We start from the raw sequence: 20,445 nt of genomic DNA, 5'->3' as shown, positions 1-20,445 counted from the left end.
CGCTCCGAAACCTCGAAGACCGCCGCGCGGACGCTGAAAAGTTCGATGAAGAGGACGACGGCGGCGCCGTGGCGCGGCCGGTCAGTGTCCGTGATTTTCGCCGATCAGCGCGACCGAGTCGAACGCGCGCTGATTGGCCTGGTGGCGCCGCATCACGAGCCACATCATCAGGCAGACGAAGGTGCCGAACAGCACGATTACGATGGTCACCGGCACGTCGAGCCAGACGAGCACGGCGTAGAGGCAGAGCATCACGAGCACCGAGAGGTTCTCGTTGAAGTTCTGCACGGCGATCGAGTGGCCGGCGGACAGCAGCACGTGGCCGCGATGCTGGAGCAGCGCGTTCATCGGCACGACGAAGAAGCCCGACAGCGCGCCCACGACCATCAGGAACACATAGGCGAACAGCAGGTATCCCGGAATGCGCATGTGGCCGATATGCAGGCCCCAATGCGGCGGAAAGAGATTGCGCGTGTAGAACGCCATCAGCATGACGGCGATGCCCATCAGAATGCCGACCGGCAGCACCGAGAGCGACTTCTTGAGCGGAATGCGCGCGGCGGCGATCATTGCGCCGGCGGCCACGCCCACGGCCACCACGGCCTGCAGCACGGCGCCTTCCGAGAGCGACATGCCGAGCGAGACTTCGGCCCACTTCAGCACGATGAACTGCAGCGTCGCGCCCGCGCCCCAGAACAGCGTCGTGACGGCGAGCGAGATCTGGCCGAGCTTGTCGTGCCACAGCGTGTTGAAGCAGTCGGCGAAGTCGGTGATGAGGCGGATCGGACCGTGCTGCTGGCGCGGATAGCGCGCGCCGGTGTCGGGGATGCGCAGATTGAAGAGGGCGGCGATCACGTAGATGGCCATGATCACGAGCATCGCGGCTTCGGCCGGCGTGTTGATCGAGGCGGGCGTGTGGCGGATCACGTGGGCGGCGATGTGCGGGCTGATCAGCGCGCCGCCGAGCACGGTGCCCAGAATAATGGAGCCGACCGTGGTGCCCTCGATCCAGCCATTGGCGGCGACGAGCCGTTCGGGCGGCAGCAGCTCCGTCAGAATGCCGTATTTGGCGGGCGAATAAGCCGCCGCGCCGAAGCCCACCACGCCATACGCGAGCAAGGGATGCGTGCCGGCCAGCATCATGGCGCAGCCCACGACCTTGATCGAGTTCGTGATAAACATCACTTTGCCCTTAGGGCGGGAATCAGCAAAGGCGCCGACGAATGCGGCTAGAACGACGTAGGAAAGGACGAAGAACAGCTTGAGCAGCGGCGTCATCCAGTTCGGGGCGTGAAGGTCTTTCAGCAGTGCAATCGCAGCGATCAGGAGCGCATTGTCGGCCAACGACGAAAAAAACTGCGCGGCCATGATGGTGTAAAAGCCTTTTTTCATCTGATGCGATGCTGTCCTCTCGCGGTCCGTCCGCCCCGGACGGGTGGGAGGCATCCGGGCTTATTACGTTCGAAATGGGTTGTGCGCAGGGCTTTATATCACGAAAATAGCTGCATTCGGACTAGCACATTCCTTGACCGCCCATCAGGCGGGCCTGCCGGGCGCTGAAAACACCCTGTAAGCTCCTGATTCGAAAGCGTCTTTACGAAAATCTCCCATGCCGCGCCCCCTCTCAGCCACGATCCACACCGCCGCTCTCGCGAATAATCTCTCCGTCGTCCGGAAATACGCGCCGAAGTCGAAAATCTGGGCCGTGGTCAAGGCCAACGCCTACGGGCACGGGCTCGCGCGCGCGTTCCCCGGCCTGCGCGCCACTGACGGCTTCGGCCTGCTCGACCTCGAAGAGGCCGTGAAGCTGCGCGAGCTCGGCTGGGCCGGTCCGATCCTGCTGCTCGAAGGCTTCTTCCGGCCGACCGACATCGACGTGATCGACCGTTACAGCCTGACGACCGTCGTCCATTGCGACGAGCAGATGCGCATGCTCGAAATGGCCCGCCTATCGAAGCCTGTTAACGTGCAGCTCAAGATGAATAGCGGCATGAACCGGCTCGGCTACACGCCCGAGAAATACCGCGCCGCGTGGGAGCGCGCACGCGCCGCCGCCGGCATCGGTCAGATCACGCTGATGACGCACTTCGCGGACGCCGACACGCCGCGCGGCATCGGCGAAGCGATGGAAACGTTCGAGCGCGGCGCGCACGGCATCGCGGGCGCGCGCAGCCTGGCGAATTCGGCGGCCACGCTCTGGCATCCGTCGTCGCATTTCGACTGGGTGCGGCCCGGCATCGTGCTCTATGGCGCGTCGCCCTCGGGCGTGGCGTCGGCGCTCGACGGCACCGGCCTGCAACCGGCGATGACGCTCGCGTCCGAGCTGATCGCGACGCAGAACGTCGCCGAAGGCCAGTCCGTCGGCTACGGCTCGATCTTCACGGCGCGCAAGCCGATGCGTATCGGCGTGGTGGCCTGCGGCTACGCGGACGGCTATCCGCGCGTGGCGCCCGAAGGCACGCCCGTGATTGTCGACGGCGTGCGCACGCATGTCGTCGGCCGCGTGTCCATGGACATGCTGACCGTCGATCTCACGCCGGTGCCGGGCGCGGGCATGGGGACGCGCGTCGAGCTGTGGGGCGCGAAGCTGCCGATCGACGACGTGGCCGCCGCGTGTGGCACGATCGGCTACGAGCTGATGTGCGCAGTCGCGCCGCGCGTGCCGGTGCGCGCGGAATAAGCGGGCAAAAAGCGGCCAAAAGCGCAGCGGGTCGGAAAGCGAGAACAAGACAAAGGCGGTATGGCAAAAAGCATGGCAAAGGTTAAGACGCTCTATATCTGCACCGAATGCGGCGGGCAGGCGCCGAAGTGGCAAGGCCAGTGCCCCGCGTGCAGCGCGTGGAACACGCTGGTCGAAAGCGTCGCGGAGCCCGCGGGCAATCACCGTTATCAGGCGCTCGCGAAAAGCGCGCCGGTGCGGCGTCTGGCCGATATCGAAGCGTCCGACGTGCCGCGCTTCACCTCCGGCGTGGGCGAGTTCGACCGCGTGCTGGGCGGCGGCCTCGTCGCGGGCGGCGTGGTGCTGATCGGCGGCGATCCGGGTATCGGCAAGTCGACGCTGCTGCTGCAATCGCTCGCGGAAATCGCGGCCGACCGCCGCGCGCTCTATGTGAGCGGCGAGGAATCGGCGGCGCAGATCGCGTTGCGCGCGCAACGTCTCGGCTTGCTCGAAAAAGGCTCGAAGATGAGCGAGCTGCAACTGCTCGCCGAAATCCAGCTCGAAAAGATCCAGGCGACCATCGAGACGGAAAAGCCCGACGTCGCGGTCATCGACTCCATCCAGACGATCTATTCCGAAGCGCTGACGTCCGCGCCCGGCTCGGTCGCGCAGGTGCGCGAGTGCGCGGCGCAGCTCACGCGCATCGCCAAGCAGTCGGGCACGTCGATCATCATGGTCGGCCACGTGACGAAGGAGGGCAACCTCGCGGGTCCGCGCGTGCTGGAACACATCGTCGACACGGTGCTGTATTTCGAGGGCGACACGCACTCGTCGTTCCGTCTCGTGCGCGCGTTCAAGAACCGCTTCGGCGCGGTCAACGAACTGGGCGTGTTCGCGATGACCGAGCGCGGATTGCGTGGCGTTGCCAATCCTTCAGCACTCTTTCTCTCGCAACACGAGCAGAGCGTGCCGGGTTCGTGCGTGATGGTGACGCAGGAAGGCTCGCGGCCGCTGCTGGTGGAAGTGCAGGCGCTGGTCGACACCGCGCAGGTGCCGAATCCGCGCCGGCTCGCGGTCGGGCTCGAACAAAACCGGCTCGCGCTGCTGCTGGCGGTGCTGCATCGGCACGCGGGCATCGGCTGTTTCGATCAGGACGTTTTCCTGAACGCGGTGGGCGGCGTGAAGATCACCGAGCCGGCCGCCGACCTCGCCGTGCTGCTTTCGATTCATTCGTCGATGCGTAACAAGGCGTTGCCCAAGGGTCTGATCGTTTTCGGCGAAGTCGGGCTGGCCGGCGAGATCCGGCCCTCGCCGCGCGGCCAGGATCGTCTGAAGGAGGCCGCGAAGCTCGGTTTCACCTGCGCGCTGATCCCTCGCGCCAATGCGCCGAAGCAGCCGATCGAGGGCCTGAACGTGATCGCGGTCGAGCGTATTGAGGAAGCGATCGACCGGGTGCGCGAACTGGAGTGATATCGATGCGGCAGGCATGCTCTGTCGCGTAATGATTGGTAACAACCCTGGTTCGCACTGTAACCAGAAACTTTTGCGATTTCCCTATCCTTGGCCGCATATGCAACCCCGCATCCAGCGGAAAGGATAGCGACTTGAAACAGACAGAATCGTCCTTCGTCGGAAACTCGATCGTGGTGCGCGGCTGCCGCGTCTCGGATCCGCTTGTTCAACCCTTCGGCGGCACTTGCCGTATCGTCGAATGGATCGATGGCGACGGCCGTATTTCGCGGCAGGTGGTGGCTGGCAACGTGACGGCCGCGCAGGTGCGCAGCACCATCGCCCATCATGTGGAAGGTCGCAAACACGTCATGTACGACGACGAGCGCATGCCGCGTCAAACGCTGCCGCGGCGCTAGGCGCGCGGCAAGGAGCCGGCTGGTTCCTCGGGGTTGCAGCCCCGGCCAAAGAAAATGGGCGCTCCGTGCGCCCATTTTTCATCCAGCCTGCCTTTCCTTAACTTTCATTTTGATTAGCTCCACGGGCCATAGTTGAACGGCTTCTTGCCGGTCGGCTGGCCGGGCGCGTGCGTGCCGCCGCCTTGCGGCGCGTTCTGCGCGTAGCCCTGCATGCCCGGCGTGTTGGTGGCGAAGGCGTTCTGGGGGCTGGGAGTGGCCGACGCATTCTGTACGTTCTGTGCGTTCTGCGCGTTTGCCGGGTTCTGCGCGCCCGGCATCCCATAGGCCGCGGCCGCACCCGCCTGCGCGAACGGCGCGGGCGCAGGTCCAGGCGCGAATCCCGCGGCGCGGCGCGCTTCCGCTTCGCGTTGCGCGGCGATTTCGTCGAGCACCGCCTGGAGCGCTTCCGGGTTGAACAGCGGATGATTCGCCGCCTCGCCGGGCGTGAGCACCGGCGAGACGCAGCAGTCGATTATTTCGAGCCGGTCGATCCACGTTTGCAGCGGCTCGGCCGCGATCATCGCGGCGAGTTCCTGCGTGAGCGCCGCCGCATCCGTGCCGCCGATCGCCTGACCGAGGCTCCAGTGGCGCTGCGCCCAGTCCTCGCGGCCGATCGCCGTGCAGAGCGCCTGCCAGAATTTCAGCTCCAGCGCGCCGACCGCGAGCCAGCGGTCGTCCTGGGTGCGATAGAGGTTGTAGCAGGGCACGCCGCCGTTGAGCAGGCCGCCGCCCGCTTCGAGCGCGGCCGCGTCGTCGTTGGCGAGCGCGACCTGGGCGACCACGTTGTGCGCGTGCGAGACGTGCGCCATCGACACATCGACGAAACGGCCTTCGCCGCCGCGCGAGACCTGCCAGAGCGCGGCGAGAATCTGCGTGACCGCTGCGAGCGCGCCGCCCAGCAGATCGGCGATCTGGAAATTGGGCAGCACGGGCGCGCCGTCGCGCGCGGCGATCTGGTGCAGCACGCCCGAATACGCGACGTAGTTGATGTCGTGGCCGGCGCGCTCGGCGAAGGGGCTGGTCGTGCCGTAACCCGTGATCGCGCAGTAGACGAGCTTGGGATTGATCGCGCGCAGCGTCTCGTAGCCGAGGCCCAGCCGGTCCATGACGCCGGGCCGGAAGCTCTCGACCAGCACGTCGGCGTCGCGGGCGAGCGCGAGCAGCACGGCGCGGCCGCCCTCGGACTTGAGGTCGAGCCGCGTCTCGCGCTTGCCGCGGTTGACGATCTGATAGAACGCGCCCGGACGGCCCGCGATTTCGTCGGCGCTGCTGCGCATCATGGCGCGCGAGGCGTCGCCGGCGCCCGGCGGCTCGATCTTGAGCACGTCGGCGCCCATTTCCGCGAGGCGCAGCGTGGCCACTGGCCCGGGCAAAAGACGGGTCAGATCGAGAACGCGGAGGCCTTGCAAGGCGGGTGTCGACACTCGGGTGACTCCTGACGTGAGAGCGGTGACGTCGTTAAGGCGAAAAGACGGATCAGGATCCATTGTGCCGCACGCGGGGCGCAGGCAATCAGCCGATCTGCTCGAGTTCTTCGTGCGCTTCCAGCCAATCGGCTTCGAGCGTTTCGAGCCGCGACTGGACTTCGGCCTGACGGCGGATCGCGTCAGTCAGACGCGTCTTCTGCTCGGGCTCGTAGCTGGCCGGATCGGCGACGAAGGCGTCCAGCGTGCCTTTCTCCGCATTGAGCGCGTCCATTTCCTTTTCGATCTTGCCGATCTTCGCCTGCAGCGGCTTCTTCAGATGCGCGAGGCGCTGACGCGTTTCCGCTTCCTGGCGGCGCTGTTCCTTGCGGTTCACGCCTGAATCGGCGCTGTCGATATCGCCGCCCGCATTCGCCGTGCCGCCGGCCGCCGCGGCCTTGAGCGCCGCGCGCTGCTCGGCCGCGTGCTGAAGCAGCCAGTCGCGGTAATCGTCGAGATCGCCGTCGAACGGTTGCAGGCGGTGTTTGGCGACCAGCATGAACTGGTCGGTGGTGGCGCGCAGCAGATGGCGGTCGTGCGAAACCAGAATGAGCGTGCCCTCGAACTGCGCGAGCGCCATGGTGAGCGCGTGGCGCGTTTCGAGATCGAGGTGGTTGGTCGGTTCGTCGAGCAGCAGCAGATTGGGCTTTTGCCAGATGATCAGCGCGAGCGCGAGACGCGCCTTTTCGCCGCCCGAAAAGGGCGCGATGGCCGCCGTGGCCATTTCACCCGGGAAATTGAAGCCGCCGAGGAAGTCGCGCAACTCCTGCTCGCGCGTGTCGGGCGCGAGGCGCGCGAGATGCTGGAGCGGCGAGTCGTCGGGGCGCAGCGTTTCGAGCTGATGCTGCGCGAAATAGCCGATCTGCAAGCCTTTGCCGGTGCGTGTTTCGCCCGAGAGCGGCGCGAGCGTGCTCGCGAGCGTCTTGATCAGCGTCGATTTACCCTGGCCGTTCGCACCGAGCAGGCCGATGCGCTGGCCGTTCTGGATCGACAGCGCCACGCGCTCGACGATCGGCGTTTCGGTGCCGTCTTCGGCGCGATAGCCGCAGCGCACGTCTTCCATCACGAGCATGGGATTGGGCGCCGAATCGGGCGTGCGGAACTCGAAGGTGAACGGCGAGGTCGCGTGCGCGGGCGCGATCAGTTCCATCTTTTCGAGCGCCTTCACGCGGCTCTGCGCCTGGCGCGCCTTGGTGGCCTTGGCCTTGAAGCGGTCGATGAAGCTTTGCAGATGCGCGACGGTCTTCTGCTGCTTTTCGTAGGCGCTTTGCTGGAGCGCGATCTGCTGGGCGCGCAGGATCTCGAACTGCGAATAGTTGCCGCCGTAGCGTTTGACCTGCTGGTTTTCCAGATGCAGCGTGACGTTGCAGATCGAATCGAGAAATTCGCGGTCGTGGGAAATGACGACGAGCGTGCCCGGATAGCGATGCAGCCAGTCTTCGAGCCAGACGATGGCGTCGAGGTCCAGGTGGTTCGTGGGTTCGTCGAGCAGCAGCAGGTCGGAGCGGCACATCAGCGCCTGGGCCAGATTCAGGCGCATGCGCCAGCCGCCCGAGAAGCTCGCCACGGGCTGACGCGTCTGGTCGAGCGTGAAGCCGAGGCCGAGCAGCAGCGCTTCGGCGCGCGCGGGCGCGGTGTAGCCGTCGGCGTCGGCGAACGCGGCGTGGGCTTCGGCTTCGGCCGCGCCATCGTGGGCCGCCGAGGCCGACGCGATGCGCGCTTCGATCTCGCGCAGGTCGGCGTCGCCGTCGAGCGTGTATTCGAGCGCGCTCCGGTCGACGGCGGGCGTTTCCTGCGCCACGTGGGCGATCTGCCACGACGGCGGCAGCGAGAAGTCGCCGGCGTCCGCGTGCAGTTCGCCGCGCAGCACGGAAAACAGCGTGGACTTGCCCGCGCCGTTTGCGCCGACGAGGCCAGCCTTTTCGCCCGGATTCAGGGTGAACGAGGTCTGTTCGAAAAGCGGCTTGGTACCGCGGGCAAGACTGAATTGGTTGAAGCGGATCACGGGAGCGCGGGCGCGGACGAAGCCGCGGATAAAACGTAAAGCGCTATTTTAACTGCGCGGCGGGCGTCCAATAACTAGCCGAACGGCTAGCCGTCCGGCCAGGGTGCGGAGCGCACCTTTTCTCCATTAGACTGGCGCTTTCCTTTGGAGAGCCAGATGACGACGGTGTATGCGTTTTCGGCCGAGCCGCTGGGCGGCGGCGCGCCGGTCAGCCTCGAACAGTACGCGGGCAAGGTCTTGCTGATCGTGAATACCGCGAGCGAATGCGGTTTCACGCCGCAGTACGCGGGTCTGCAAAAGCTTTACGAGCAGTACGCCGCGCGCGGCCTCGCGGTGCTCGGCTTCCCGTGCAACCAGTTCGGCAAGCAGGAGCCGGGCGACGCCACGCAGATCGGCGCGTTCTGCGAGAAGAACTTCGGCGTGACGTTCCCGATGTTCGAGAAGATCGACGTGAACGGTGCGAACGCGCATCCGCTCTACCAGTGGCTGACCGAGGAAGCGCCCGGCGTGCTCGGGCTCGAACGCGTGAAGTGGAATTTCACGAAGTTTCTCGTCGACCGCAACGGCAACGTGGTCAAGCGCTACGCGCCGGTCACGAAGCCCGACGCCATCGCTGCCGACATCGAAAAGCTGCTGTAACGCGGCGCGTCAGAGAATCGGCGCGAACAGCCGCGCGAGATGCATGGTGATCTTGCGCCAGGCGGGCGCGTTGCGGTATTCGCTGCGGTCGATTTCGAAGCTCTGCGCGAAGTCGTGCTCCAGCATCGCTTCGACTTCGGCGGCGAAGCCCCGGTGCACGGTCAGCACCATGATTTCGAAGTTCAGGCGGAACGAGCGATTATCCAGATTCGCGCTGCCGATCGCGGCGGCCACGTCGTCGATCAGCACGACCTTCTGGTGCAGGAAGCCCGGCTTGTAGCGGAAGATGCGGATGCCCGCGCGTACGGCGTCGTAGGCATAGAGCGTCGAGGCTTCGAACACCACGTAGTGGTCGCGCCGGCACGGAATCATGATGCGCACGTCCACGCCGCGCAGCGCGGCCAGGCGCAGCGCGGAGAGCACCGCCGAGTCGGGCACGAGATAGGGCGTGGTGATCCAGACGCGCTTGCTGGCGGCGTTGATCGCTTCCACGAAGAACAGCGAGCAGGTTTCCTGACGGTCGGCGGGGCCGGTGGGCATGACGAGGCACTGCATGTCGTCGCCGTCGCGCGGCGTGACGGCGGGCGGCTCGGAGCCCGGCAGTTCCTGCGTGACCCAGTACCAGTCTTCCGTGAAGGCGAACTGGATGCTGGCCACCACGGGGCCACGCACTTCGATATGCGTGTCGCGCCACGGCGAGAGGCGCGTGTTCGCGCCCAGATATTCGACGCCCACGTTGTGACCGCCCACGTAGGCGCGCTCGCCGTCGACCACCACGATCTTGCGGTGATTGCGGAAGTTGAGCTGGAAGCGATTGACGAAGCGGCGCTTCGCCGAAAACGGATGCACGTCGATGCCGCCCGCGCGCAAATCGCGCACGTAGCTGGCGGGCAGATCGAAGCTGCCGATGCTGTCGTAGAGAAAGTACACGCGCACGCCGCGCTGCGCGGCGGCGAGCAGCACGTCCTTGAGCATGTCGCCGAGCGCGTCCGCGTGCACGATGAAGAACTGCACGATCACGTAGTGCCGCGCCTGTTCGATTGCGTCGAAGATGGCCGAGAAGGTGGCTTCGCCGTTCACGAGCGTGCGCACCGTGTTGCCCGGCACGAGCGGCATGCCGCCCAGTTGCGCGAAGGTGCGGATCACGCGCTCGCTGAGCAGATCCGTCGGGCCGGTGCTGGCCGCAGGACGGTCGCGTTCGGGCGAGTGGGCCCGCGCACGCAGCGTTTCGTTGCGGATGCGCCGGGCGTCCGCGTAGCCTTCGAACTTGCTGCGGCCGAGGAACAGATACGGGATCAGCGTGAGGTAGGGCATCGTCGCGAGCGAGACGGCCCAGGCGATCGCACCTTGCGAGGTGCGCGTATTGAGAATGGCGTGGCAGGCCGCGATCAGTCCGAATACATGGACGACCGCGAGCAGGGTGCCGAGCGTTGACCAGTCGAAGTGCATAAAGGCGCGGGACGTTGCGGGCGTGCCAGCCAACGTCCAAGCCGCATGAGCCGGAAAACGGTCATCTTACCCAGGGCGGCGCGGCGCGCGCTATGGGGCCGGCGGCGACGTCTGGCCGCCGGTTGTGCTGCGGTTGTCCTGCATTTGTCCCGCTTGTGTCCGGGATGCGTGCGCGAGCGCGCCCGCTGGCGCGGGCTCACTCGCAGGCGCGGGTTCAGACCGGCAGGTCGCGGGCCTGGATCAGGAACACCTGGTCGTCGCCGGCGCTCGTCGACAGCCAGACGAGATCGAGGCCGCCGAACGCCGCTTCCACGTTCTCGCGCTCGTTGCCGATCTCGACCACGAGTACGCCGTCGTCAGTCAGCCAGTTGCGCGCGTCCTTGATGATGCGGCGCACGATGTCCATGCCGTCCGCGCCGCCCGCGAGCGCCATTTCCGGCTCGTGACGGTACTCGGCCGGCAGCGCGGCCATCGAATCGGCGTTCACGTAGGGCGGATTCGTGATGATCACGTCGTAGCGGCGTTCCGGCAGCGGCGCGTAGAGATCGCCTTCGAACAGCGAGATCTTCTCGTCGAGCTCATGCTCGTGCACGTTGCGCTTCGCCACTTCGAGCGCGGGCGCGGACAGATCCACGGCGTCGATATCGGCGTTCGGGAACGCGTGCGCGGCCAGAATCGCGAGGCTCGCGGAGCCGGTGCACAGTTCGAGCACGGCGCTCACCTGCTCGGGGTCTTCCACGTACGGCTGCAGGCCGTCCGCGAGCAGTTCGCCGATGAACGAACGCGGCACGATCACGCGTTCGTCCACGTAGAAGCGCAGGCCGTGCATCCACGCTTCCTGCGTGATGTAGGCGGCCGGCACGCGGTCGTTCGCGCGGCGCTCGATCACGCCGAGCACCTTCTCGATCTCTTCGGGCGCGAGGCGCGCGTCGAGGAACGGATCGAGCAGGTCGAGCGGCAGATTCAGCGTGTGCAGAACCAGATAGGCGGCCTCGTCGTAGGCGTTGGACGAGCCGTGGCCGAACGAGAGTTTCGCCGCGGAAAAACGCGAGACGCCGTAGCGCAGCAGATCGCGCACGGTCGAAAAGGTGGTGGCAAGCGGATGGGTCATATCAGGGGCTCCAGTGCGTGCGGGCGGACCGCTCAGGCGATCAGCTGTTCGAGCACGCGGCGGTAGACGTTTTTGAGCGGATCGATGAATTTGACTTCGATGTGCTCATCGATTTTATGGATGCTGCCGTTGGGCGGCCCGAATTCCACGACCTGCGGGCACATGCGCGCGATGAAGCGGCCGTCCGAGGTGCCGCCGGTGGTCGAGAGTTCGGTGGTCACGCCGGTTTCGTCGTGAATCGCCTTTTCGAGCGCGTTCGACAGCGCGCCACGCGGCGTGAGGAAGGGCAGGCCGCTCACGCTCCAGTGCAGATCGTATTCGAGGCCGTGCTTGTCCAGAATCGCGTGCACGCGCTGCTGCAGGCCTTCCACCGTGCTCGCGGTCGAGAAGCGGAAGTTGAACTGCACGTCGGCGTGGCCCGGAATCACGTTGCTCGCGCCCGTGCCGCTATGCATGTTCGAGACCTGCCACGTGGTGGGCGGGAAGTATTCGTTGCCGTCGTCCCACTTTTCGGCGACGAGTTCGGCGAGTGCCGGCGCGAGCAGATGCACCGGATTCTTCGCCAGATGCGGATAGGCAATGTGGCCCTGCACGCCCTTGACGACGAGCTTGCCCGACATCGAGCCGCGGCGGCCGTTCTTCACGCAGTCGCCGAGCGTATGGGTCGACGTCGGTTCGCCGACGATGCAGTAATCCATCTTTACGCCGCGCGCCTGGAGCGCCTCGACTACCTTGATCGTGCCGTCGGTGGCCGGGCCTTCTTCGTCGCTCGTGATCAGGAAGGCGATCGCGCCGCGATGCTGCGGGTGCGCCGCCACGAACTCCTCGCTGGCCACCACGAACGCGGCGAGCGAGGTCTTCATGTCGGCGGCGCCGCGGCCGTAGAGTACGCCGTCGCGATGCGAGGGCTGGAACGGCGGCGAGCTCCATTGTTCGATGGGGCCGGTCGGCACCACGTCGGTGTGGCCCGCGAAGGCGAGCAGCGGCGCGTCGGCGCCGGCCGTGCCGCGCTTGACGGCCCACAGGTTGGTCACGCCGTTGGATTCGATCGTTTCGCACGCGAAGCCGAGCGCGCTGAGGCGTTCGGTCATGATGCGCTGGCAGTGCTGGTCGTCGGGCGTCACGGACGCGCGCGCGATCAGGGCTTCGGTAAGGGCGAGGGTGGCGGACATGAAGGGACCACTTTCAATAAAAATGCCGGCGCCGCTGCAATGCAGGGGCCGGCAACAGCTTGTGACGATGGTGCGCTACCCGTTTCGCGCCGGCCTCGATGTATCACCGATGGCTGGCGCGCCGGTCGCGCAGCGCCTCAAACACAGTTCAGGCAAACAGCTCCGCGTACTGCTCGGCCGAAAAACCGAGCGTCTTCACGCGGCCGTTCACGGCCACGACCGGGCGCTTGATGATCGACGGCTTGTGGATCATCAGCGCGATCGCGCCGGCAGTCGAATCGGCTTCGGCCTTGTGGACCTCGGACAGGCCGCGCCACGTCGTGCCGCGCTTGTTGATCAGCTGATCGAGCGACACATCCTTGAGCCAGTCCTGCACCAGCGCGTTCGACACGCCCGCTTTCTTGAAGTCGTGAAACTCGAACTCGATGCCGTGTTCTTCCAGCCACACGCGGGCCTTCTTCACGGTATCGCAGTTCGGAATGCCGTAGACGACCACGGTTTTTGCGGCCTTCGCCATCAGTCGCCTCGCAGCAGCTCGTTCAGGCCGACCTTGGCGCGCGTCTTGGCGTCCACCTTCTTGACGATCACGGCGCAGTAGAGGCTGTGCGAGCCGTCCTTCGAGGGCAGGTTGCCGGCCACGACGACCGAGCCCGCCGGGATGCGGCCGTACGAGATTTCGCCGGTTTCGCGGTCATAGATCTTGGTCGACTGGCCGAGGTACACGCCCATCGAGATGACCGAGTTTTCTTCGACGATCACGCCTTCCACGACTTCCGAGCGCGCGCCGATGAAGCAGTTGTCTTCGATGATGACCGGGTTGGCCTGCAGCGGCTCCAGCACGCCGCCGATGCCGACGCCGCCCGAGAGGTGCACGTTCTTGCCGATCTGCGCGCACGAACCGACCGTTGCCCACGTGTCGACCATCGTGCCTTCGTCGACGTATGCGCCGATGTTGGTGTACGACGGCATCAGCACGACGTTCTTGCCGATGAACGAGCCGCGGCGCGCGATGGCCGGCGGCACGACGCGGAAGCCGCCCGCGGCGAAGTCTTCAGCCGTGTAGTTGGCGAACTTCGAGGGCACCTTGTCGAAGAATTGCGTGAAGCCGCCGGCAGCCATCGGCGCGTTGTCTTCCAGGCGGAACGACAGCAGCACGGCCTTCTTCACCCACTGATTGACGACCCAGTCGCCGTCCTTCTTTTCGGCGCAGCGCAGCGCGCCCTTGTCCAGTTCGGCGATGACGTGGGCGACGGCTTCACGCACGTCGTTCGGCGCGGACTTGGGCGAAAAGTCGGCGCGGTTTTCCCAGGCGGTGTCGATGATCTGCTGAAGTTGTTGCGACATGGTGATGATTTCGTGTGAGTTCAAAAGCCGTTGGACGGCGGGAATTCGGCGGCGATACGCGCGCAGCGGGGCGCGCGTTCGGCGGTGGCGTGACTGCTGACTGTTTACCGCTGACTTTTCGTGCTGAAGTTACGGCTTGAGCGAGCGGCAGAAGTCGACGATGCGCTGCGCGCCCTCGGTGCATTCGTCGACGTCGGCGACGAGCGCCAGACGGACGAAGCCTTCGCCCGGATTCGCGCCGTGCGCTTCGCGCGCGAGAAACGAGCCGGGCAGGACCGTCACATTATAGTCGGCGTAGAGGCGCTGGGCGAACGCGGTGTCCGAGAGGCCGGTGCGGGCGACGTTGGCCCAGAGGTAGAACGCGGCGTCCGGCAGCTTCACGTCGAGCACGTCGGCGAGCATGGGCGTGACGGTCGAGAACTTCTGGACGTACTTCGCGCGGTTCTCGCGCACGTGCGTTTCGTCGCCCCAGGCGGCGATGCTGGCGGACTGCCAGACCGGCGACATCGCCGAGCCGTGATAGGTGCGGTACAGCAGGAATTGCTTGAGGATCGCCGCGTCGCCGGCCACGAAGCCCGAGCGCATGCCCGGCGCGTTCGAGCGCTTCGACAGGCTGGACAGCATGATCAGACGTTCGAAACCGCGGCCGAGGCGGTGCGCGGCTTCCAGACCGCCGAGCGGCGGCGTCGATTCGTCGAAATAGATCTCCGAATAGCATTCGTCCGACGCGATCACGAAGCCGTAGCGGTCGGACAGCGCGAACAGTTCGCGCCAGTCGTCGAGCGTGAGGACGGCGCCCGTCGGGTTGCCCGGCGAGCAGACGTAGAGCAGCTGCGTGCGCGCCCAGATTTCCTCAGGCACCTGCGAATAGTCGCAGGCGAAGTTGCGGGCCGGATCGCTGTTCACGAAGTACGGCTCGCCGCCCGCGAGCAGCGCCGCGCCTTCATAGATCTGGTAGAACGGGTTCGGGCAGAGTACGATCGCGCGCTTCGCCGGGTCCTGCGCGCCCGCCGTGGGATCGACGACCGCCTGCGCAAGCGCGAACAGCGCCTCGCGCGAGCCCGAAACCGGCAGCACCTGCGTGCTCGCATCGAGGGCGGGCAGGCTGTAACGCTCGCTTACCCATTTCGCGATCGCCTCGCGCAGCGCCGGGCTGCCGCCCGTGGCCGGATACACCGACAGACCGTCGAGCGAGGCGACGATGGCGTCGCGGATCAGCGCGGGCGTCGGGTGTTTCGGCTCGCCGATCCCGAAGCTGATGTGGCGCAGGCCGGCATTCGGCGCGACGTCCTTGAACAGTGCGCGCAGCTTTTCGAAGGGATAGGACTGGAGGGTGTCGAGTAGCGGATTCACAGGGCTGGGCGGCGTAAGCGAAAAGCGGATGGAGCGACGGGCGCGGGCACGCGGGCGGCTTTGCGGCGCTTATTGCGACGCTCGGCGCGGCGCAGGGTGTGCGCCGGACGGCCGGCTGATGGACCCGGCTAGCCCGGATGGGGCTGTGCCGGATAACGCGGGCGGTGCGGCCGCTGTCGCTGGCAAAACGTGAATTATAACGTGGCCGCCGTTTGCCGATGGGCGGGCGATGGGGCGCGGGGTGGGGCTCCCTGGTGGCGCTCGTGGCGGCGCGAGCGGCAAATAAGCCGCAAATGAGCGGCAAACGAGCTGGAACGAAACAAGGATCGATATGCAGTCTGAAAAACGCGGGACGGCCGCGAGGGTCGCGCGATGAGCGGCGCCCAGTCGAGCAGGCGGAACCTGAGCGCGGGCTGGCCGACGCTCGCCATCATGATCGGCGCCTCGGTGTGGGGCGTGATCTGGTTTCCGCTGCGCACGCTGGCGAGTTTCGGCCTGACCGGCACGGCCGCGGGCGCCGCGACGAGCGCGGCGGGCTGCCTGTTTGTGCTGCTGCTGCGCCGCCGTTCGATTGCGACGGTGCGCTGGCATGGGGTCTTGCCACTGCTCGGACTGGCGGCGGGCGTCACGAATATCGGTTTCGTGTGGGGCGCGATCCACGGCGAAGTGATGCGCGTGCTGCTGCTGTTCTATCTGACGCCCGCGTGGACGGCGATTTTCGCGCATTTCATCCTGCACGAGCGCCTGACGTGGTCCGGCGCGGCGCTGGCCGCGCTGTCGCTGGCGGGCGCGGTGCTGATGCTGTGGTCGCCGAAGCTCGGTGTGCCGCTGCCGGGCAGCGCCGCCGAATGGGCGGGCCTCGCGGGCGGCATGGGTTTCGCGATGAGCAACGTGCTCGTGGTGAAGACGAGCCGCGTGCTGCCGCAGATGAAGCCTGAAATGCGCACCGCCGTGATTTTCGGCGGCGCGGCGATATTCGGCCTGATCGCCTCGTTTTTCGAGCCGATGCCGACGCTGCACGCCGGCGAGCCGCTCGCCCGCGCGGTGCTGCTCGTGCTCGCCCTCGGCGTGCTGCTGGGCGTGAACAACATGCTCGTTCAATACGGGCTCGCGCGCGTGCCGGCGAATCGGGCGTCGATCATCATGTTGTTCGAAATCGTCGTGACGGCGCTCTCGTCGTGGCTGCTCGCGGGCGAGACGCCGGGGCCGCGCGAATGGGCGGGCGGCGCCTGTATCGTGCTCGCCTCGCTGCTGTCGAGCTGGGTGCATCGCGCGCAGGAAGCGCGCAAGCGTCCTCGTCAGATCGCGCACGCAAGCGCCGAAGCCAGCGCGATTGCTCACGCCGATGCAGGCCTGCTCGATGACGAAAGCGGTCATGACGATCGCGATCAGAACGACAAGCAAATGGGTGACGGTCGCGGCGATCTTGACGGCAAGCACAGCGGCAACCGCAGTGAGGATCAAACCGACTCACAAAACGACGATCCAGCCGCCGACAAAAACGACGACAAAAACGCCAATCGCCACGGCAGTCCCGGCGCCCGGCCCGATGGCGGGCAGAATGGCGCGCGTGCGATGGTATGATTGCCCCTGATCCTCGCCGGCCGGGCGCGCACTGAGGTGCATCAGGCGCTTCGCACGGCGAGCCGTGGCGGCTGTCCGTGCTGTGCGCGCCGTTCGTTCGGCCAGATGCGAATCCTGCGGCGCCTCGCGCCGCCGTGCGACTGAAGTGACGGTCGACGGCGCGCGGCGGCGGCCCGGGCGGTCCCGTTCACTCTTCCAATTCAAACAGCGATATCGCCGTGCGTCTGACCTCGATTAAACTCGCTGGCTTCAAATCATTCGTCGATCCCACGCATTTCCAGGTTCCGGGCCAACTCGTCGGAGTGGTCGGACCGAATGGCTGTGGTAAATCGAACATCATCGACGCCGTGCGCTGGGTGCTCGGCGAATCCCGCGCGTCCGAATTGCGCGGCGAGTCGATGCAGGACGTCATCTTCAACGGTTCCACCGCGCGCAAGCCCGGCAGCCGCGCGAGCGTCGAACTCGTGTTCGACAACGCCGACGGGCGCGCCGCGGGCCAGTGGGGCCAGTATGCGGAGATCGCCGTCAAGCGCGTGCTGACGCGCGACGGCACCTCGAGCTACTACATCAACAATCTGCCGGCGCGCCGCCGCGACATTCAGGACATCTTCCTCGGTACCGGTCTCGGTCCGCGTGCGTACGCGATCATCGGGCAGGGCATGATCGCGCGCATCATCGAGGCGAAGCCCGAAGAACTGCGCGTGTTCCTCGAAGAAGCCGCGGGCGTTTCGAAGTACAAGGAACGCCGCCGCGAGACCGAAAACCGCCTGCATGACACGCGCGAGAATCTCACGCGCGTGGAAGACATCGTGCGCGAGCTTTCCACGAATCTGGACAAGCTCGAAGGCCAGGCCGTGGTGGCGACGAAGTACCGCGAACTGCAGGCTGACGGCGAAGAAAAGCAGCGCATGCTGTGGCTGCTGCGCAAGAACGAGGCGGCGGGCGAGCAGCAGCGCCAGCAGCGCGCCATCGAACAGGCGCAGATCGATCTCGAACGGCATACCGCGCAACTGCGCGAAGTCGAGGCGCAGCTCGAAACGCTGCGCGTGGCGCACTATTCGGCCAGCGACGCGATGCAGGGCGCGCAAGGCTCGCTCTATGAAGCGAATGCCGAGGTGAGCCGTCTCGAAGCCGAGATCAAGTTCATCGTCGAGTCGCGCAATCGTGTGCAGGCGCAGATCGCAGCGCTCACGGCGCAGCGCGAGCAATGGCAGGTCCAGGCGCAGAAGGCGCAGGACGATATCGAAGACGCCGAAGAACAGCTGGCGATGGGCGAGGAGAAAGCCGCCATCGCCGAGGAAGAGGCGGCCGCGAAGCAGGAAGCGCTGCCCGCGCTCGAAAACCGCTGGCGCGACGCCCAGGCGCAACTGAATGACGAGCGTGCGGGCATCGCGCGCACGGAGCAGGCGCTCAAGCTCGAAGCCGCGCATCAGCGCAACGCCGACCAGATGCTCCAGCAGCTTCAGCAGCGCCACGAGCGCCTGAAGTCGGAGGAAGGCGGTCTCGACGCACCGGATGAAGCGCAGCTCGAAGAACTGCGCATGCAGCTGGCCGAGCAGGAAGAGATCCTGCGTGACGCCCAGGACCGCCTCACCGACGCGCAGGAAACCGTGCCGCGTCTGGACGCCGAGCGCCGTGCCGCGCACGATCGCGTGCAGGCCGAAAACGCGCAGATTCACCAGTTCGAAGCCCGTCTCGCCGCGCTCAAGCAACTGCAGGAGAACGTGCAGACCGAGGGCAAGATCCAGCCGTGGCTCGAACGTCACGAACTGGGCGCCCTGCCGCGTCTGTGGAAGAAGCTGCACGTCGAAGCCGGTTGGGAAACCGCGCTCGAAGCGGTGCTGCGTGAGCGTCTGGCGGCGCTCGAAGTCTCGAATCTCGATTGGGTCAAGGCGTTCGCCAGCGATGCGCCGCCCGCCAAGCTCGCGTTCTACGCGCCGCCGCTGGCGGGCCAGACGGCGAGCGCGCCGGCGGGCCTCACGCCGCTGCTCTCGCTCGTGCGTATCGACGATGCGGGCCTGCGCGCGGTGCTCAACGAATGGCTCGGCACGACCTTCGTCGCGAACGATCTGGCCGAAGCGCTCGCGCAACGCGCGCAACTGCCCGAGGGCGGTGCGTTCGTGGTGAAGGCCGGCCACTCGGTCTCGCGCGTGGGCGTGCAGCTCTACGCCGCCGACACCGAGCAGGCGGGCATGCTGGCGCGCCAGCAGGAAATCGAAAATCTCACGCGCCAGGTGCGCGCTCAGGCGCTGCTCGCCGACGAAGCGCGCTTGGCTGTCGTGCGCGCCGAAGCTGCGCACACGCAGGCGGCTCAGGTGCTCGGCGAGGCGCGCCAGCAGGCCGACCGCGCCACGCAGCGCGTGCACGCGCTGCAAATGGACGTGCTCAAGCTCACGCAGGCGCACGAGCGCTACACGGCGCGCAGCACGCAGATCCGTGAGGAGCTCGACGAAATCCGCGCGCAGATCGAGGAGCAGCGTGCGCTGCGTGCCGAATCGGAAGCGAATTTCGAGCGTCACGACGGCGAACTTGCCGAACTTCAGGCGCGCTTCGAGGACAACCAGCTCGCGTTCGAGGCGCTCGACGAAGAACTGGGCGCGGCGCGTAACGCCGCGCGCGATCTCGAACGCGCAGCGGGCGACGCGCGCTTCGCGGCCCGCAACATGGCCGCGCGCATCGAGGAACTGCGCCGCAACATCCAGATCTCGCACGACCAGAGCGAACGCGTCGCGGGCTCGCTCGAAGACGCGCGCGCCGAACTCGAAACGATCAACGAGCAGACCGCGCACACGGGTCTGCAGGACGCGCTGGAAATCCGCGCGGAGAAGGAAGAACTGCTGCGCAACGCGCGCGCCGAACTCGACGATCTGAGCGCCAAGCTGCGCGCCGCCGACGAAACGCGTCTCGCCGCCGAACGCGCGCTGCAGCCGCTGCGCGACCGCATCACCGAATTGCAGCTCAAGGAACAGGCCGCGCGCCTGAACGGTGAGCAGTTCGTCGAACAGTTGCAGGCCGCGGGTGTGGACGAAGCGGCGCTGCAGGAAAAGCTCACGCCGGACCTCAAGCCGTCGTATCTGCAAGGCGAAGTCACGCGCATCAACAACGCGATCATGGCGCTCGGCCCGGTCAATATGGCGGCACTGGACGAACTGGCCGCGGCGAAGGAGCGCAAGACCTTCCTCGACGCGCAGTCGGCCGACTTGACGAGCGCGATCGAAACGCTCGAAGACGCCATCCGCAAGATCGACCAGGAAACGCGCACGCTGCTGCAAGGCACGTTCGACGAAGTGAACAAGCATTTCGGCGACCTGTTCCCGCGTCTCTTTGGCGGCGGCCAGGCGAAGCTCATCATGACGGGCGACGAGATTCTCGACGCGGGCGTGCAGGTCATGGCGCAGCCGCCGGGCAAGAAGAACTCCACGATTCACCTGCTGTCGGGCGGCGAGAAGGCGCTGACCGCCACGGCGCTCGTGTTCGCGATGTTCCAGCTGAATCCGGCGCCGTTCTGTCTGCTGGACGAAGTGGACGCGCCGCTCGACGACGCCAATACGGAGCGTTTCGCCAATCTCGTGCGGGCGATGTCGGACAAGACGCAGTTCCTGTTCATCTCGCACAACAAGATTGCGATGGAAATGGCCCAGCAACTGATCGGCGTGACGATGCAGGAGCAGGGTGTCTCGCGCATCGTGGCGGTCGACATGGAAACGGCTGCCGGTTTCGCACAGAATACGGTCTGATTCGCGGGTTATTTCGCAGGTT

General features: G+C 66.3%; 15 protein-coding genes. 6 read left to right on the top strand and 9 right to left on the bottom strand.

The annotated features are described in order from the left end of the window. Positions 1-81: 81 nt before the first annotated feature. The gene (lplT, locus tag U4Y88_RS14955; protein ID WP_224016790.1) at positions 82-1,392 is read right to left on the bottom strand and encodes a lysophospholipid transporter LplT; all 1,311 of its coding nucleotides are present in this window, start codon (positions 1,390-1,392) and stop codon (positions 82-84) included. 217 nt (positions 1,393-1,609) lie between these two features. Between lplT and alr the strand changes: the two genes are divergently transcribed. From alr to U4Y88_RS14940, 3 genes are all read left to right on the top strand, one after another. Next, positions 1,610-2,680 (top strand): alanine racemase, encoded by a 1,071-nt coding sequence (gene alr, locus U4Y88_RS14950; protein WP_224016792.1) that lies wholly within the window; start codon positions 1,610-1,612, stop codon positions 2,678-2,680. A 72-nt stretch (positions 2,681-2,752) separates the two neighbouring features. Further along, positions 2,753-4,129 carry a DNA repair protein RadA gene (gene radA / locus U4Y88_RS14945; RefSeq protein ID WP_224016794.1) on the top strand — a complete coding sequence of 459 codons (1,377 nt, stop codon included), beginning with the start codon at positions 2,753-2,755 and terminating at the stop codon, positions 4,127-4,129. Positions 4,130-4,263: 134 nt separating this feature from the next. Continuing rightward, complete coding sequence (locus tag U4Y88_RS14940) at positions 4,264-4,527, top strand: DUF2866 domain-containing protein (RefSeq protein ID WP_224016796.1); 264 nt, start codon at positions 4,264-4,266, stop codon at positions 4,525-4,527. Between the two features lie 113 nt (positions 4,528-4,640). On the opposite strand, the gene U4Y88_RS14935 is transcribed toward U4Y88_RS14940, so the two are convergent. Next, on the bottom strand, positions 4,641-5,990 hold the full coding sequence (locus U4Y88_RS14935) for a CaiB/BaiF CoA transferase family protein (protein ID WP_415774443.1): 1,350 nt from the start codon (positions 5,988-5,990) through the stop codon (positions 4,641-4,643). 88 nt (positions 5,991-6,078) lie between these two features. After that, positions 6,079-8,034 (bottom strand): ATP-binding cassette domain-containing protein, encoded by a 1,956-nt coding sequence (locus tag U4Y88_RS14930; RefSeq protein ID WP_321784790.1) that lies wholly within the window; start codon positions 8,032-8,034, stop codon positions 6,079-6,081. A gap of 156 nt (positions 8,035-8,190) precedes the next feature. Between U4Y88_RS14930 and U4Y88_RS14925 the strand changes: the two genes are divergently transcribed. Beyond that, entirely contained in the window at positions 8,191-8,673 is a 483-nt protein-coding gene (locus U4Y88_RS14925; protein ID WP_224016801.1) for a glutathione peroxidase, read from the top strand. A 9-nt stretch (positions 8,674-8,682) separates the two neighbouring features. Here the strand turns inward: U4Y88_RS14925 and cls are convergent, their stop codons facing one another. From cls to dapC, 6 genes are all read right to left on the bottom strand, one after another. After that, the gene (cls, locus tag U4Y88_RS14920) at positions 8,683-10,122 is read right to left on the bottom strand and encodes a cardiolipin synthase (protein ID WP_321784788.1); all 1,440 of its coding nucleotides are present in this window, start codon (positions 10,120-10,122) and stop codon (positions 8,683-8,685) included. Positions 10,123-10,336: 214 nt separating this feature from the next. Then, complete coding sequence (gene prmB, locus U4Y88_RS14915; RefSeq protein ID WP_224016805.1) at positions 10,337-11,233, bottom strand: 50S ribosomal protein L3 N(5)-glutamine methyltransferase; 897 nt, start codon at positions 11,231-11,233, stop codon at positions 10,337-10,339. Positions 11,234-11,265: 32 nt separating this feature from the next. After that, the gene (gene dapE, locus U4Y88_RS14910; protein WP_321784786.1) at positions 11,266-12,405 is read right to left on the bottom strand and encodes a succinyl-diaminopimelate desuccinylase; all 1,140 of its coding nucleotides are present in this window, start codon (positions 12,403-12,405) and stop codon (positions 11,266-11,268) included. A 148-nt stretch (positions 12,406-12,553) separates the two neighbouring features. Then, on the bottom strand, positions 12,554-12,922 hold the full coding sequence (locus U4Y88_RS14905) for an ArsC family reductase (protein WP_065060178.1): 369 nt from the start codon (positions 12,920-12,922) through the stop codon (positions 12,554-12,556). Continuing rightward, complete coding sequence (dapD, locus tag U4Y88_RS14900; RefSeq protein ID WP_027814838.1) at positions 12,922-13,749, bottom strand: 2,3,4,5-tetrahydropyridine-2,6-dicarboxylate N-succinyltransferase; 828 nt, start codon at positions 13,747-13,749, stop codon at positions 12,922-12,924. Before dapD ends, U4Y88_RS14905 begins: the two co-directional genes overlap by 1 nt. Before the next feature lie 129 nt (positions 13,750-13,878). Further along, positions 13,879-15,102 (bottom strand): succinyldiaminopimelate transaminase, encoded by a 1,224-nt coding sequence (gene dapC / locus U4Y88_RS14895; protein ID WP_224016809.1) that lies wholly within the window; start codon positions 15,100-15,102, stop codon positions 13,879-13,881. A gap of 372 nt (positions 15,103-15,474) precedes the next feature. On the opposite strand from dapC, the gene U4Y88_RS14890 reads away from it, so the two are divergent. Together U4Y88_RS14890 and smc are read left to right on the top strand one after the other, a co-directional pair. Continuing rightward, the gene (locus U4Y88_RS14890) at positions 15,475-16,686 is read left to right on the top strand and encodes a DMT family transporter (protein WP_321784784.1); all 1,212 of its coding nucleotides are present in this window, start codon (positions 15,475-15,477) and stop codon (positions 16,684-16,686) included. 218 nt (positions 16,687-16,904) lie between these two features. Beyond that, the gene (gene smc, locus U4Y88_RS14885) at positions 16,905-20,423 is read left to right on the top strand and encodes a chromosome segregation protein SMC (RefSeq protein ID WP_321784782.1); all 3,519 of its coding nucleotides are present in this window, start codon (positions 16,905-16,907) and stop codon (positions 20,421-20,423) included. The last annotated feature ends 22 nt before the right edge of the window (positions 20,424-20,445 follow it).

The sequence above is a fragment of the Paraburkholderia sp. J94 genome (assembly GCF_905220285.1).
In the GTDB taxonomy this organism is placed as follows: Bacteria; Pseudomonadota; Gammaproteobacteria; order Burkholderiales; family Burkholderiaceae; genus Paraburkholderia; species Paraburkholderia tropica_A.
This window is presented reverse-complemented; position numbering and strand designations above follow the sequence as displayed.

Coding starts and splice junctions, on each gene's coding strand:
- lplT (WP_224016790.1), bottom strand. CDS start 1,392: ATGAAAAAAGGCTTTTACACCATCATGGCCGCGCAGTTTTTTTCGTCG.
- dapE (WP_321784786.1), bottom strand. CDS start 12,405: ATGTCCGCCACCCTCGCCCTTACCGAAGCCCTGATCGCGCGCGCGTCC.
- U4Y88_RS14890 (WP_321784784.1), top strand. CDS start 15,475: ATGAGCGGCGCCCAGTCGAGCAGGCGGAACCTGAGCGCGGGCTGGCCG.
- dapD (WP_027814838.1), bottom strand. CDS start 13,749: ATGTCGCAACAACTTCAGCAGATCATCGACACCGCCTGGGAAAACCGC.
- alr (WP_224016792.1), top strand. CDS start 1,610: ATGCCGCGCCCCCTCTCAGCCACGATCCACACCGCCGCTCTCGCGAAT.
- U4Y88_RS14925 (WP_224016801.1), top strand. CDS start 8,191: ATGACGACGGTGTATGCGTTTTCGGCCGAGCCGCTGGGCGGCGGCGCG.
- U4Y88_RS14905 (WP_065060178.1), bottom strand. CDS start 12,922: ATGGCGAAGGCCGCAAAAACCGTGGTCGTCTACGGCATTCCGAACTGC.
- radA (WP_224016794.1), top strand. CDS start 2,753: ATGGCAAAGGTTAAGACGCTCTATATCTGCACCGAATGCGGCGGGCAG.
- prmB (WP_224016805.1), bottom strand. CDS start 11,233: ATGACCCATCCGCTTGCCACCACCTTTTCGACCGTGCGCGATCTGCTG.
- cls (WP_321784788.1), bottom strand. CDS start 10,122: ATGCACTTCGACTGGTCAACGCTCGGCACCCTGCTCGCGGTCGTCCAT.